Annotated in this window: 12 protein-coding genes; 10 read left to right on the forward strand and 2 right to left on the reverse strand. The window is 67.3% G+C overall.

From position 1 onward, the window contains the following. Positions 1-48 precede the first annotated feature (48 nt). The 7 genes from OG858_RS33255 to OG858_RS33285 all read left to right on the forward strand — a co-directional run bounded on the left by OG858_RS33255 (position 49) and on the right by OG858_RS33285 (position 6,663). A complete protein-coding gene (locus tag OG858_RS33255) occupies positions 49-561 on the forward strand; it encodes a hypothetical protein (protein ID WP_319066753.1) in 513 nt (170 codons plus the stop codon). A gap of 190 nt (positions 562-751) precedes the next feature. Beyond that, a complete protein-coding gene (locus tag OG858_RS33260) occupies positions 752-988 on the forward strand; it encodes a hypothetical protein (protein WP_327724980.1) in 237 nt (78 codons plus the stop codon). 1,338 nt (positions 989-2,326) lie between these two features. Then, the gene (locus tag OG858_RS33265; RefSeq protein WP_319269346.1) at positions 2,327-2,767 is read left to right on the forward strand and encodes a hypothetical protein; all 441 of its coding nucleotides are present in this window, start codon (positions 2,327-2,329) and stop codon (positions 2,765-2,767) included. 2 nt (positions 2,768-2,769) lie between these two features. After that, a complete protein-coding gene (locus tag OG858_RS33270) occupies positions 2,770-4,536 on the forward strand; it encodes a mediator complex subunit 15 domain-containing protein (RefSeq protein ID WP_086748471.1) in 1,767 nt (588 codons plus the stop codon). Between the two features lie 60 nt (positions 4,537-4,596). After that, the gene (locus OG858_RS33275) at positions 4,597-5,850 is read left to right on the forward strand and encodes a S8 family serine peptidase (protein WP_328545289.1); all 1,254 of its coding nucleotides are present in this window, start codon (positions 4,597-4,599) and stop codon (positions 5,848-5,850) included. Between the two features lie 94 nt (positions 5,851-5,944). After that, on the forward strand, positions 5,945-6,292 hold the full coding sequence (locus OG858_RS33280) for a WXG100 family type VII secretion target (protein WP_086748469.1): 348 nt from the start codon (positions 5,945-5,947) through the stop codon (positions 6,290-6,292). 68 nt (positions 6,293-6,360) lie between these two features. Then, entirely contained in the window at positions 6,361-6,663 is a 303-nt protein-coding gene (locus OG858_RS33285) for a WXG100 family type VII secretion target (protein ID WP_037691669.1), read from the forward strand. Positions 6,664-6,774: 111 nt separating this feature from the next. Here the strand turns inward: OG858_RS33285 and eccCa are convergent, their stop codons facing one another. Continuing rightward, positions 6,775-10,749, reverse strand: a complete 3,975-nt coding sequence (gene eccCa, locus OG858_RS33290) for a type VII secretion protein EccCa (protein WP_328544183.1) — start codon at positions 10,747-10,749, stop codon at positions 6,775-6,777. A gap of 330 nt (positions 10,750-11,079) precedes the next feature. Here eccCa and eccD point away from each other — a divergent pair, with 330 nt between their 5' ends. Further along, entirely contained in the window at positions 11,080-12,594 is a 1,515-nt protein-coding gene (gene eccD, locus OG858_RS33295) for a type VII secretion integral membrane protein EccD (RefSeq protein WP_373420809.1), read from the forward strand. A 492-nt stretch (positions 12,595-13,086) separates the two neighbouring features. Here the strand turns inward: eccD and OG858_RS33300 are convergent, their stop codons facing one another. After that, complete coding sequence (locus tag OG858_RS33300) at positions 13,087-13,380, reverse strand: DUF397 domain-containing protein (RefSeq protein ID WP_086748467.1); 294 nt, start codon at positions 13,378-13,380, stop codon at positions 13,087-13,089. A 669-nt stretch (positions 13,381-14,049) separates the two neighbouring features. Between OG858_RS33300 and OG858_RS33305 the strand changes: the two genes are divergently transcribed. After that, positions 14,050-14,250, forward strand: coding sequence for a hypothetical protein (locus tag OG858_RS33305; RefSeq protein WP_319066761.1), 201 nt, complete (start codon positions 14,050-14,052; stop codon positions 14,248-14,250). Continuing rightward, complete coding sequence (locus OG858_RS33310) at positions 14,229-14,504, forward strand: hypothetical protein (protein ID WP_319269355.1); 276 nt, start codon at positions 14,229-14,231, stop codon at positions 14,502-14,504. Before OG858_RS33305 ends, OG858_RS33310 begins: the two co-directional genes overlap by 22 nt. Positions 14,505-14,518 lie beyond the last annotated feature (14 nt).

Consider the following 14,518-nt stretch of genomic DNA (forward strand, 5'->3'; position numbering starts at 1 on the left):
CCTCCACCTCGTGTGCACCGGCAAACCGACTCCGTATAGCTTGACTTCATGGGAGTCTTCGACAAGCTGACCGGAACCAAGCGCCCCGCCGGCGGTGTCACCCCGCGATCTGCGGCCGAGGTGCACGAGGCTCTGCTCGACCTCAACCGCCCTGATGTCCCCTACGTAATCCGGGACGGTCGGGAGGAGGGGCCCGACCTGGTTGCCGAGTGGCGCATCCTGGACCCCGCCTGGCAGACATTCTTCGGCCCCACCCAGGTGAGTCGGGTCTCCCAGGTATGGATGCGCCTGGTTCCGGAAAAGAACGAAGTTCGTTCCCTCGATCAGGAATACGAGGTCACTTGGGTCGGCGACATGCCCGGACTGGCCGTCGCGGCCGAGGCCCGACGTGGCCAGGGACACACGGTCTCCAAGCGCTGGACGCTCGGCGGGGGCCAAGACGGCCGCCTCGAAGCGACCGAGACGTTCACGTTCGACAGCTTCGAGCTGAAAAGCCCGCTGCAGAACACCGTTCTGGACGCGGGGTGGACCTGGCGCGGAGTCATCACCGGCACGTTGTGAGGTTGGTGGGCCCTGACTCGCCGCCGCCTTGGCTCGCGGCTCGCCTACCCCACCCCGGCGGCCGTACGCCAGTGGCGGTGGTCGTTTAGAACACCGGGCAGGCCCTGGTGACCGCGTGCCGTGTTCAGCCCAGAACGTCAGGCCGTCGCCAGCCCGACGTTGCCCCCTGCGGGTGGCCAGGGCAGCGGTGATGAGTAGGTCACGCCCGTGTGCGCGACAACCCGGCTTCACCGAGCACTTCGCCACCGGTCTGGGCGCGGACGGCACCCTCCAGTTCTGGCGCGATCTCGCCTCCCCGCCCGGCGGCGCGGTGGAGGGCGACAAGGCCAAGCTCCTGGCCCAGGTGCAGGACGACCTGAGCATGTCGCTCGCCAACGCCTCCCACGGTGACAGCCCGGCGATGGAGGCATGGAAGAAGCACCCGTAGCGACAGCAAGGACGTTCCAGGATTCCAGTGACGAGACTTTCCGCCCTCTCCTTGGCTGCGGCTGCTCTGGTCCTGACGGCGACGTCCTGCTCAGCGGAGAACGACACGTCGACTTCGGCGGCGGACGGTTGTGAGGAAACCCTGGGAGATGCGGGAGTCAAGTAGGTCGAGAACCATGCGGACGTGGCTGGTGGCGGTGAGCTGGACCGGGGCGGTGTCGATCTGGAGGAGGCGCGGGCCCAGCACGACAAACAGCTGGAGTCCGGGGGCTCGGACGGATCCCACTGGTCGTCCGAACTGTGCACGACAACGGCCTTCGACGCGGGCAAGAAGAAGGAACTGAGGGTGCAATTCGGTCCCTCGTCCCTTCCCCTCGACTTCCAGGTGGAGGGCTCCGAGGACGGGACCATCACGCCGGTCCATTCGGACGTGAAGCTGCACCAGGCCGAGGACTACAAGGGAGTTGTCCAGTACGGCGTCTACGTCAAGTGCACGATCCCCGGCACCTCGCCCGACCAGGAGACCGAGACCCCCTTGACGGGCGTCATGACCGACACCCTCACCCTCACCAGCGGCACATCGGCTCGGGACCACATCAAGTACCTCGTGCACTCCGCGCGCGCGATGGCCGACGCCCTGGACTGCCGGAACAAGCCGACGATTCCTGCGGAACCGCCTGCTGCCGTGCAGCGAGCGTTTCCCTGCCATGACTTGAGGCGGCGACGGCTTGCTCGACGAGGACGCGAATCTTCGCGCGGGATCGGTGGGCGCGGCGGCGGGCCAGGAGAAGCGGGACCGCAATGCAGCGCGCACAGACCGCTGATGGCGCGTAGTCCGCCACGTAGGGCTTCGGCACAGTCGCGGTTAGGGAACGTCCGCTGTGCGTTGATTGTCGGTCGTGAAGGTTCGCAGGAGACGCGTACTTGGGACACCGGTGACGGCTGGAAGTGGGGGACCCGCTCGTGGGCACCTCAGCTGTGGCGCACGGGAGTTGACGCAGAGACGCGATCGATCGTCTCGGAAGTTGATGAGATCGCAAGCGGTGTGACGCCGTCGTCCGTGGTGGTGCTGAATCATGGGATAGGGCCCATGAGTGCCCGGTGCATGGCCCGCCGTGTGCACCCGTTCGCAGTGAACAGGCAAGACGGGCAAAGGGTGGCAGCCGATCGGTCTCGTAACCGAGCTGAAGCACATCGCTGTTGGCCCCGTTGCGGAGGTTGACTAGAGTGGTAAAGGCGTTGTGAGGCGCGGCTTGCTTTGCGATCGTACGGCGAGTGGTTGGCCAGGTCTCGGTCGAGTCGGGGCCGATGGCTGTACGGGGAAACGGGGAGGGGTGTCGTGCTTCCGGCAGAGATGGCGGGGGGTGTGTCGGCGGCCACAGCGGCGAACCTGGAGGTCAGTGGTGAGGCCCTGGACAAGTTCGTGAAGCGGGTGGACGCGGTTCTCCGCGACCTTGAGACGTCGGCCGGCAATCCGACGAAGGTGGGTTCCCAGACCATCAGGTCCTCGTCTCTGAGCGTGGGGGCGGACGGCATCTTCCCTGAGGCCGACGGCTTGTACACGCAGTACAACCGGGTCCATCAGGAGCTCACGTCCCTGTCCAAGATCCTCCATCTGCAGATTGAGGCGACAGCCATCGCAGTCCAGGGTGCGCATCGAGGCTTCGGCAATCTCGAAGAGGAACTGCGTCAGCGGTTCTACGCCATCCAGGGGCAGGTCAAGGACATCCAGGATGGCAAGCAGCACATCAACGACGGTCGCACCGGCATGAAGGCGTGACGATGACCGACAAACAGCACGAGGCGGACTTCGGCCGCGTCGAAGGGCAGAACGGCGTCACGGATATCGTCCGAGGGTTTGAGGACCGTCCGCAAGGTGGGTTGCTCAACCGCATGATGCGCTCGGCCTTCGTGGACAGTCCGCTCGGGCGGACCATCGCGGAGCGGACGGACTTTGAGAAGCGCGACTTCGCCCTCAACCAGCTGATTGACCTCGTCGAGCGGACGGACCCGGAGGATCTGGAAACCTCGGGCAAGGCTCTGTGGGACGCGCGCGACGCCATCAAGGCGGCAGCTGACGAACTCGAAGGCCATATCGACAACGTCCACTGGATTGGAGAGTCGGGTGATGCCTTCCGCAAATGGGGCAGCTCACTCGTCACCAACACACAGCACTTGAGTGACTTCGCCGGAGCGGCGGGGGATCAGATCACCGCTGCTGCCGTGGGCCTTGCGTCGGTGCGCGGCGCCATGCCGTCTCGTGATTCGGAAGCGAGCCGGAAGCGGCCTGAGCACTTCACAGAGGCTGAGAAAGTCGCTGACAAGGGTGAGTACACCGCCGCCGTACGGGTGGAGAAAGACCGCCAAGAGGCGATCAACCAGATGAACCGGTTGGCTTCGTACTACGCGGTGTCCGAAGAGGTCTTGGCGTCCTTGCCCGCGAGTGACAAGACGCCGGAGTTCACGGCGATGCCTGATGTCGGGGTTCCCAAGCCTGTGGCTCCGCAGGCGGACTACGCCAGTTCGGTGTCCGGCGCGGGCTCCCACGGCACCGGGACGACATCTTCCGTGGGTGATCAGGCGGCGGGCGAAGTCTCCAGGCACGGCGCAACCGACAATCAACTGACCCCCAAGGACGTCACCAGTAAGATCACGTACCCCGACGAGCCTGTCCGTACCAATATCGACAGTGTCGGCACGCTGCCACCGTCCACGACCACACCTGGGGCTGGCCACACTCCGCAGACATCGGGTACCCCTACTCCCGGGGGCGGCCAGTCGAGCATGTTCGGGGGCGGCCTTGGGATGCCGGTCTCCAACGGCACGGCAGGCCGGAACCCGGGTGGAACGGGTGCTCTTCGTGCCCCTGCGTCGGCTCAGGGCCGCGCCAGTACGCCCGGTTCGAGTAATTATGGTCCTGGGCGCTCCACTGGACAGGGGCCCATGAACCAGATGGGGCGTGCCACGCCGACCGGGCAGCCCGCCGCCAGAGGCATGGCTTCTGGAGCGCACTCGTCCCAGATGGGCCGAGCGGTCACCGGTGGTACACCGCGAGCCGGCGGCACGGCCCCTCCGCGGGTGAACAGCGGTCCTGTGACCGGAGCCGGCCGGGTAAACGGAGTGGTCGGGGGACAGCCCACGGCTGTCGGTGGCTCGTCCGCGAAGGGTGGGGCGAGGATTCCTCGCGGCACGGTCGTCGGTGGCGAGGGGGCAGCCAACTCACGGCCCAGTGCCGGCCGCCCCGGGCAGGGTGGGGTCTTCGGAGCGTCCGAGTCCACGGCGAGGTCTTCAAGCGCGACACCCCTGCGTGGTGGTTCAGGAGTATCCGAAGCTGTGACGGGCAGGCCGGTCGCACGCAACTCCATCGCAGGAGCCGAGCGCAACGGTCTGACGCAGGGCGGCGCCGGTCTCCTGCGCGGTCCTGGCCGTGGAAGGCCTGGTGATGACGGGAACGCCCAGGCATCGCCGCGTCGCGACCCCCAGGTCGAAGACGAAGAGACGTATCTGCCCAGCGGGCCGCGGCGTGATGTGCCGCCGGTCGTCAACTGAACGTGAGCGAGGACACGGAACACGATGAAGCCAGGGACCAGTCGACGAGCCGAGCGGACCATGCTCCACAGATCGCGCTGCCGTAGACCGGCGCGGGTTGTGGGCGCGGTCGTCGGTGCCCTGGCGGCTGTGAACCTGGGCTTCGCCCCTGGTGCCGCTGCGTACGACGCTCAGTCCAAGCAGTGGTACCTGGAACCGATGCAGGCCGAACAGATGTGGAAGGTCAGCACGGGGAAGGGCATCAAGATTGCACTCATCGACAGCGGGGTGAACGCGAATACCGCGTCCTTGAAGGGGCAGGTCCTGACCGACGAAGTGCCCAAGTCGGTTGCGTACGGTGCCACGGACGATTACATGGGTCATGGAACCTCCATGGCTGAATTGATGGCAGGTACGGGAGCCGGAGGAAGTCTGCAGGGCTTGGCGCCGGGGGCGAAAATCGTTCCGTATCGCATTGAGCTTGACGGACTCAAGGGGGGAGCGGAGGAACTGGAGAAGACGCCGGATGCCATAGACGCGATCAGGGCGGCAGCCGACACCGACGCGCAGATCATCAGCATGTCGTTCGGATCGGTGGGGCCGAGTTTCAAGGAGGAAGAGGCCATCGAGTATGCCGCCTCGAAGGGCAAACTGATGATTGCTTCTGTTGGTAACAAGGGGCAAAACAAGGGCTCGATTGGTTACCCGGCAGCATACCCGTATGTAGTCGGGATCGCGGCTGTGGATTCCTCCGGCACGGTGCCAGAGTTCTCCTCCTCCGGAGACTACGTTGACCTCACGGCGCCGGGAGACGGCTTCCCGGGGTGGTGTGACGCGACCTTCCGTTCATACTGCGACGACAAGTCTGGTACGAGTCCCGCAGTCGCCATTGCCTCAGCCTCCGCCGCCCTGATCTGGTCCGCCCACCCCGACTGGACGGTGAACCAGGTCACCCGATCCCTGATCGACACAGCCAGCCGTACGTGGGCGAAGGACGATCCGAGCAAGTACGCCGGTTACGGAATGGTCCGCCCGCGCAAGGTTCTCGAAGACCTCAACTACGACGCAGGCTCCGCGAACGTCGATCCACTCTCGAAGGAGAATGGCGGGGACCTTCTGGCCAACTCCGCATCCATCGCCTCTCCTTCTCCCTCTCCGTCAACCGCATCGCAAGCCCCTGACGGGGATTCCCCGGACGGTACTTCCGCGGCTGGTGCAGCCGCGGAAGCATCCAAGGACAGCAATACCCTCTGGATCGCGCTCGGCTCGGCCGCCGCAGCCATCGTGATCGGTGGTGCCGGCGTGGCTGTGATGCGGGCGCGACGCGCCAGGTGACATTGGCAGCCGTAAGGGCCGTCAGGATCCCTGGACTGTGCGGCTCAAGCCCAACAGTTGGATCAGGAAGAAGAAACAGAAAGGACGGCTGACCATGGTCAGCAAGCAGAAGCTCGAAAACGATGCAGTAGTTCTGCTCCAGAAGCAGATGCTCGAGAAGTACGAGAATGTCAAGTCACGTGTTCACAGGCTTCAGGGAATTATCGACAGCCTGGAGACCGGTCAGTGGGACGGAATCGGCCGATCCGCGTTCGACAAGAAGCAGTTCGAGATCAACGAGTCGCTGCGGAACATGGGCAACATCCTTGCCGAGGTCATCGACGCGATGACCTCGGCGCGCAACATCGTCGACAGCAAGGAGGACGAGGTGCGCGCGGCGGTCAACAGGATCGACCTCCAGGACGGTGCCCCGACGGTTTCTCCCTTCAGTTCCATGAGCTGAGCCGATTTCTGGACCAGGGCTGGACTACGGCCGCAGCAGCACGCACCAGTGAGACGAGGTAGGTAGAGATGGCCGGTAACTACACCGACGGACTTTCCGTCACTTATGACGCGCTCGACATCACGGCGACCAAAATCGCCAACGAGGCCAGGGACCTTGAGCAGGACCTGCAGGAGCTGAAGAGGCTCGTCGAGAACAGCCTGCAGTACTGGGAGGGTGAGTCCCAGAGCGCCTTCGATGCCAAGTTGAAGAGGTGGGACAAGGAAGCCACCGACATCCACACGGCGCTCACGGGTATCGGTCACGTCGTGGCCACGGCGGGCGGTACCTACATGGAAGGTGACAAGCGGGGAGCGAGTTACCTTCAGTAGCACCAGGTTCGTGGAGCAGTTCCGGGGTGGGCGCGCGCGGGAGGCGCCCACCCCGTTGTCGGATCAGGGCGTCGGCCGACGATCAGCAGACCGACACCCGTCCGTCACCCGTCACACATTCCCGTCCTCGGTCAACCCGACCTGAACCAACGGCTTCCCCCGCTTGCGCGAGACGAACACACCGCGCCCCGCGGGCATCGGCCGCGGCCGTACGCCGCCCAGCAGATCGCCCTCGCCCGGGTCGCCCGCGAGGACGACGCCTTGAGCCCCGAGTTCCTTGATGCGCTGGGTGAAGGCCTCGTAGCCGGCGCGCCCGGCGCCCGCGGTGGAGCGGGCGATGATGAAGCGGACGCCGACGTCACGGGCGAACGGGAGCATGTCCGTGAGTCCCGACAGCGGGTTGCCGCTCGACGCGGACACCAGGTCGTAGTCGTCGACGATCACGAACACCGTGGGGCCATGCCACCAGCTGCGGTTGCGCAGTTGCTCCGGTGTGACGTCCGCGGTGGGGGTGCGGCGTTGCATGAGGTCGGCCAGGGCGTCCATGTGGTGCTGCATCTGGTTCGACATGGGGATGTACTCCGCCAGATGGGAAGGAGGGGTGACACCCAGCAGCGAGCGGCGGTTGTCGACCACGAACAGCTTGCAGTCGTTGCTGTCGTAGCGCTCGGTCAGACGCTTGATGAGCAGCTTCAGCAGATTCGACTTACCGGACTCGCTCTCGCCGAAGATGAGGAAGAACGGGTCCTGGTCGAAGTCCACGAACACCGGCTCCAGGCTGTCCTCGTCGAGGGCGAAGGAGATACCGCGGTTCGGGAAGCGGTTGCCCGGGGGCAGCTGGGATGCCGGGAACTCCCGCGGCAGCAAGCGGACCTTGGGAGCGCCGGGCTGTTGCCAGTGGCGGCCGACCTCGGAGGCAAGGGCCGTCGTCGCCTCCGCCAGGTCCGTGTCGGAGGACAGACCGTCGATACGCGGGACCGCCGCCATGAAGTGTTGCTTCTGCGGTGTCTGACCGCGTCCAGGAACACCCGTGGGAACGTTCGCTGCCACCTTGCGGTCGAACTCGGAGTCCATGGGGTCGCCGAGCCGCAACTCCAAGCGGTTCATCAGATGGTCCTTGAGGTTCGAACGGACCTCCATGGAGCGCGAGGCGGTGAGGATCAGGTGGATGCCGTATCCGAGGCCGCGCGCCGCGATGTCCAGGATCACTGGATCCAACACCTCGTAGTCCGTACGGAAATTGCCCCAGCCGTCGATGGCGAGGAAGACGTCGCCCCAGGGCTGGTCGGTCACCGAGATGTCCCCCCGTGCGCGGCGCGCACGGAACTCGGCGATCGACGAGATGTTCGCGGTGCGGAAGTACTCCTCACGGCGGGTCAGGACGCCGTACACCTCGGCCACCGTACGCCGGACCTTCTCGGGGTCCAGTCGTGAGGCCACCCCGCCCACCTGCGGCAGGTCGGCCACGGCCGACAGACCGCCACCACCGAAGTCGAGTCCGTAGAACTGCACTTCGTGAGGGGTATGGGTGAGTGCGAACGACGCGATGATCGAGCGCAGCAGCGTCGACTTGCCGGACTGCGGCCCGCCGAGGACCTGCATGTGGCCGGCCGCGCCGCCGAAGTCGGTCCAGAGCGGTTCGCGCCGCTGCTCGTACGGCTTGTCGACGAGGCCGACCGGGACGACGAGCCGACCGGCACCCTCGTAACCGGGCTGCGTCATGCCCCGGCCGGCCACCGGGGCCAGTCCCGGGAGCAACGAGTCGAGCGAGGGCGGACTGTCCAGTGGGGGCAGCCACACCTGGTGGGCGGCCGGCCCCTGAGCCTCCAGACGCCGGACGATCACATCCAGCACGGTGTCGGCGAGCGCGTCGTCCTGCTGCTCGTCGGGCTCTTCCTGACGCTGCTGCGGCACCGGCGCGTACCGCACAGGTACATCGGCCGCGGTGAACAGCACGGGCCGACGGTCGACCGGGAGCGGTCCGCCGGGCACGACGGCCTGCTGGGAACCCGTGCGGTACACACCGGAGACGTACGCAGCCTTGAAGCGCACCATCTCCTCCGTACCGAACTTCAGGATGCCGGAGCCCGGCACGTTCGGTAGCTCGTACGCGTCGGGGACGCCGATCGCGGCGCGGGACTCGGCCGCCGAGAACGTCCGCAGACCGATCCGGTACGACAGGTAGGTCTCCAGCCCCCTCAGGCGGCCTTCCTCCAGACGCTGCGAGGCGAGCAGCAGGTGCACACCCAGAGAACGGCCGATACGGCCGATCTGCACGAACATCTCGATGAAGTCCGGCTTCGCGGTGAGCAGTTCGCTGAACTCGTCGATCACCAGGACCAGCGACGGAATGGGTTGGAGCGGGGCGCCGGCGGCGCGGGCCTTCTCGTAGTCGTGGATGTTGGCGTAGTTGCCGGCATCGCGGAGCAGCTCCTGGCGACGGTTCAGCTCACCGCGGATCGAATCGCCCATGCGGTCGACGAGGGTCAGGTCGTCCGCCAGGTTGGTGATCACGGCCGCCACGTGGGGCATCTGCGCCATCCCGGCGAAGGTCGCACCACCCTTGAAGTCCGCCAGGACGAAGTTCAGCGTCTCGGAGGAGTGGGTCACGGCCAGGCCCAGGACCAGTGTGCGCAGCAGTTCCGACTTTCCGGAGCCGGTCGCGCCGACGCAGAGGCCGTGCGGGCCCATACCCTCCTGCGCGGCTTCCTTGAGGTCGAGCATCACGGGCCGGCCGTCCTCGCCGAGGCCGATCGGCACGCGCAGCCGCTCCGACTGCGAACGCGGGCGCCAGGTGCGTCGTGGGTCGACCGAAGCCGCGTCGCCCAGGTTCAGCAGTTCCGTGAAATCCAGGTTGGCCAGCAGTGGTTCGCCGTCGTCGCCACCCGACGCCATGCGCAGCGGCGCCAGTTGCCGGGCAAGCGCTTCGGCGGCCTCGTACGAAAGGACGTCCGGTGTGCCCTCGTACACCATGCCGTGCGCCGACTCCAGACGCAGTTCCCTGGGCTGCACGATGATCGAGAGGTCGCCGCGCCCGGAGCTGAGGTCACCGGGGACGATCTCGATGACCGTCACGCTCTGCAGGCCTTCAGGACTGGCCAGCAGGGAAGTGGGCGGCAGTGAGACACCGTCGAGCAGGACGACCAAGTGCGGTTGATCGGAGACCGGCGGAGCCGCGGGGTGGAAACGCGGGCGGCCCTGGAGGACGGCGGTCAGCCGGTCCTCCAGTTCCATCGGATCGGTGGTGATCAGACGCATGCTGCCCGCGCCGTCCGTGACGCCCCGCGTCTGCGTGTGCGGCAGCCACTTCGCCCATTCCCACGCGGGCGCCGACTCCCGCCCGGTGGCGACCGCGATGACCAGGTCCTCGGACGAGTGCAGTGCCGCGAGGCAGGCCGTGACCGCTCGGGCGGTGCCGCGCACGGTGCCGGGTTCGCCGCTGATCGTCACGTGGTAGAAGGCGCGCAGCGAGACCGCCATCGGCAGGCCTTCGAGCGTGCTGTGCGTGGCCAGGAAACGCTGCATGGCTCCGGCGGTCAGCGGCTCCAACTCGTCGACCGGAGCGGTCTGCGGTGCGATCAGGGGAGTGGCCAGGCCCTGCGGGCCGAGGCCCACGCGCACCTGCCCGAAGTCCTCGTCACCGGTGCGACGCTCCCACACCCGGCTGCCCTCGGCGACCAGGGCCCACAGTTGCTCCGGTGAAGGATGCAGGTAGTACTGGGCGTCGCGCTGGGCCTTGGCGGTGTCCATGGCCTGGTGCCGGGTCTGCGACAGGTAACGCAGGTAGTCCCGTCGGATGTCCGCCAGTTGCCCCTGGTTGCCGCGGCGGTAGCGGACCAGCATCGCGACGCCCATGGCGATCGTGGAGGCCACCATCACCATGCCCATGATCTTCATGAAGGGCTGGGCCTGCGGGTTGAAGAAGAACACCACGGAACCGCCCATACCGAGCATGGGCAGGAGTTGCATGAGTGCACCCTCCTGCTGCCCACGCGGAAGCTCCGGCGGAGGCTGCAGCACGACCTCGTCCGTGGGCACTTCCTTCGGCAGCGCCCGCGGCGGGCGCTTGACGACGATGTGGCTCACTACGCACCAATTCCCTTGCCGGACCGAGATGTTTCGTCCGCCGCCCCGTGTCCGGCGGACGTCGATCGCGAAGGGTGATCCTACTGACAACCACCGATACCGGCGGGCGGTAGGGTGCCCATGAGGTGTGTGAGCAGTTGCGAATCGTTCCGGGAAAACCGGGCAATCCGCAACGCTCGGAACCAAGCGCCGCCCCGCACTTCCCGGGCGTGACGACATCGTTGCCCGGTTGCGCGGGCGGCGCGGCGCAACGTGCACAGGATCTTTGCGGGCGGACGGGTGTGCAGCGGCACCGCAGACCGCCCGATCACCGACGAGGGGGAACAGCAGGTGAGCTTGACGGCCTCCGCGCCGGTCGGCGCGACCGGCGGACCGGGCATCGGAGTCCCTTCCGGGGCAGGCACGGGCCTGGGCTTCTGCCGGGTCACCATCGTGGCACCCGACAGCCGCATCGACGTGGCGCTGCCCGACGACGTACCGGTCGCCGACCTGTATCCGGAGATCCTGAGGCTTTCCCAGCAGAGCCCTGACGAGGGTGCTCCCGTCGGCTATCACCTCGTACGCCGTGACGGCACCGTCCTCGACGGAGCGCGGTCGTTCGCGGCGCAGCGCATCCTCGACGGAGAACTGCTCACTCTGCGTCCGTTCGCGGAGTCGCTGCCGCCGGCCGTCCTCGACGACGTCTCCGAGGCGGTGGCCGCTGCCGTCACCCGTGACCGCACCCTGTGGAACGGCGAGCTCACACGGACCGCCGGCCTCATCGCGGGCGGCGTCCTGCCGGCGCTGCTGGCGTTCGTGGCCTGGAGCTCCGAGATCCGTCACGACATGAACAGCCTGCAGGGCATCGTCGCCGGCGTTTTCGGGCTTCTGTTGCTCACCATCGCCTGCGTGCGCGCACGGGTGTACGGCGATCGCGGCTCAGCGATCGCTCTCGGCCTGGGCTCCTTCCCGAACGTCGCTGTGGCAGGTTCCGGACTGCTTCCTCTCTCCGAGGGACAGGGCATCGGGCGGCTGCAGTTTCTGCTCGCCTGCACAGCCGTCCTGCTCGCCGCTGTGCTACTCACCCTGTTGTCGCCCGGAGGCGACGGTCCCTTCGTGGCCTTCGTCTTCGCCACCGCGATCGGTCTGATCACCACCTTCATCGCCATCCTCACGAAGCTGCGGCCCATCGAGACGGCCGCCATCTGTGCCCCGCTCTCCGTTGTCGCGCTCGCCTTCCTGCCCGGCCTGTCCATGCGCTTCGCGCGATTGCCGATCGGGTTCGAACCGCCCAATCCGTCCTGGGGCGGCTACGACGCGGGCGAGCCGGATGCGCAGGACCCCATCGACGTCGAACGCGTCGCGGCACAGGCCCGCCGCGGCCACGAGCTTCTCGTCGGCCTCGTCGGAGGCTGTGCGCTCGTCTCCGTGGGCGCGTCGATCGTCCTGGCCTTCTCCGGCAATGTGTGGGCGGAGCTCCTGGCCCTGTCCACAGGCGTGGCGATGTTGATGCGCGCCCACCTCTTCCGCTACACCGCGCAGGTGAGCGCTGCCCTGGCGGCAGGCCTCACTGCCCTGGTCTTCCTCGGACTCGGGCTCGCACTGAACCCGCCGCAGGACTATGTGCGCGACGCCCTCCTCGGCGATACGACGGCACTCGACATCCGTAGCGTCTGGCTCGCCGCGGCGATCGCCGCGGCCGTCGTCCTTGTCACCGCGATCGGTCTCATCACTCCGCAGCGTGGTGTGACCCCGTTCTGGGGACGCTTCCTGGAGATCGCGGAGAGCTTCGTCCTGCTCACGCTGATCCCGCTGGCTCTGGCCGTCTTCGACGTGTACGCACGGGCCCGGGCTCTGACGAGTTAGTGGTGGGGCCCCTCCCGCGTACCTGTCCGGGTGGGAAGCGGGCAGTGCTCTTCCGTCGGCGGGCCTGGCGAGCTCTGTCGCCGACCGGGCGAGGGCGGACAGGCAGTCAGGGGCCGAACTCCGGCCCGCCTCCTTGCCCTTGTCCCCAGCCCACTGTCGTGGCGGCTGGACCTGCGCGGGAACCGTTGTGGGCGACCCTCGGCGCCGGGTAGGTCTTCCTCCACGTGCAAGGAACAGGGCGACCTCGTCAACGACGCGGACCGGGGAAGGACCGTTCCGCGTGGGCACGGTCCGCGCCCGGGCAGGTGCCGCGCGGGTCCACGGGGTCTTTTGAGGTGAAGTGAAGCCGGCGAGCACGGACAAGCGGCGGTCGGTGTAGGGAATGCGACGGCGGTCGGTGTGGGGAGCGCGAAGCGTTAGGTGCCATACCGTGCAAGCCAATGGGGCAGGGAGCCGATCGCTGGTTCCCTGCCCCACTCATCAACGGCCGGTCTACGCGTCCAGGCCCCCATTGTGCGGAGCCGGCTCCAGATCGAACTCGCCGTCCCGGGCCCCCAGGACGAAGGCTCGCCACTCCGCCTCCGTATAGCGCAGCACGGTCTCCGGGTCGAGCGACGACCGCATCGCCACCGCACCTTCCGGGAGGTACGCGATCTCCACCCGCTCCTCGTGTTCCTCCGTGCCCGGCGCGCTGTGCCATTCGACGCCCGAGATGTCGAGCGCGTAGAGCTCGTCCTTCTCCCGCTCCTTGCGTGCCTTGAGTTCTTTGTCCTCGGCCTCGGCCATGACGGCTTCGATCCTTCCTCCGCGCCAACGCACTGTGCGGTCACCCTACTTGCTGCCGTTCTCGCTGCTCAGGGGTTTGCCCAGGTGCGACCGTAACGAAGGGTGTCGACTTCGTTACGGAGATCGGTGCGCCCTCACCAAAGCTCCACGCGGGCGACTTGGCCGCCACCGCAGGGTGAGCCGTATGGTTCTTGATCATTCCTTGTGCCCATGACCGGGCGGCAGTGTCCCCATCGCACAGGAAGGCCATGGCATTGAGTGGCCCGTCCCACTCTCCGCACACCGCCTCCGCCCTCCGATCCGAGCGCCGCACCCGACTTCGGCGGCTGCGGACGGCCGGCGCGGCGGTCCCGGCCGTCGTCGCCGCAGGCGTGCTGGGCCTCACGTCCGGCGGTGACGATGCGCAGTCGAAGCGGCGTCCGGTGGCCGTCCGGCAGGCTCCGGACGACATCCGCGAGACCGTGGAGAAGGCGCCCGATTCGCCGGAGGCGGCAGGTCCCCCTACCTCGTCGAAAAGATCAAGACCGTGGGCAGGAACATCTCGCCCGTCGGTACCTGGGCGACGGAGAGGGTCTTCGCGAGGGCATCGGGGACTACGTCCAGGCGTTCACCCACGGGGACGAGAGCAAGGAGCTGTACGAGCTCGACGTCCCCACCCCACTGTGCGCGGTGAGGCGCCACGCCGGCGTGGCCGGCTGGACGGCCGTCGCCCACCTCGGCCAGAGCCCCGATCAGGACGAGGACCCCACCACCAAGGCCATGAGCCTGCCCTGCGACCGCCTCGTGGTCTTCGATGTCGACACGGGCAGGAAGAAGTGGGACGTGAAGCTGCCGGGCGAGGCAGCGCCATGTCCGTCAACGTCACGGTGACGGACGGCGCGGTCCTCGGCACCCGGGGACAGGGCTCGGCGGCGTACGACATGACCACAGGCAAGCGGCTGTGGGCCGACACCACACCGTCGGCGTGCGAGGACTCCGGGTTCGCGGGCGGCAAGGGCCTGATCGCACTGCAGCAGCGCGGAGACGCGGGGGACCCCGAGTACCGGGTGAGAAGGTCGACGCCCGCACGGGCAGGTCGAAGTGGACCTACAAGGTCGCCACGGGCGTCAACGGGGTCTACCTGATCTCCTCCGAGCCG

It is taken from the genome of Streptomyces europaeiscabiei (assembly GCF_036346855.1).
In the GTDB taxonomy this organism is placed as follows: domain Bacteria; phylum Actinomycetota; class Actinomycetes; order Streptomycetales; family Streptomycetaceae; genus Streptomyces; species Streptomyces europaeiscabiei.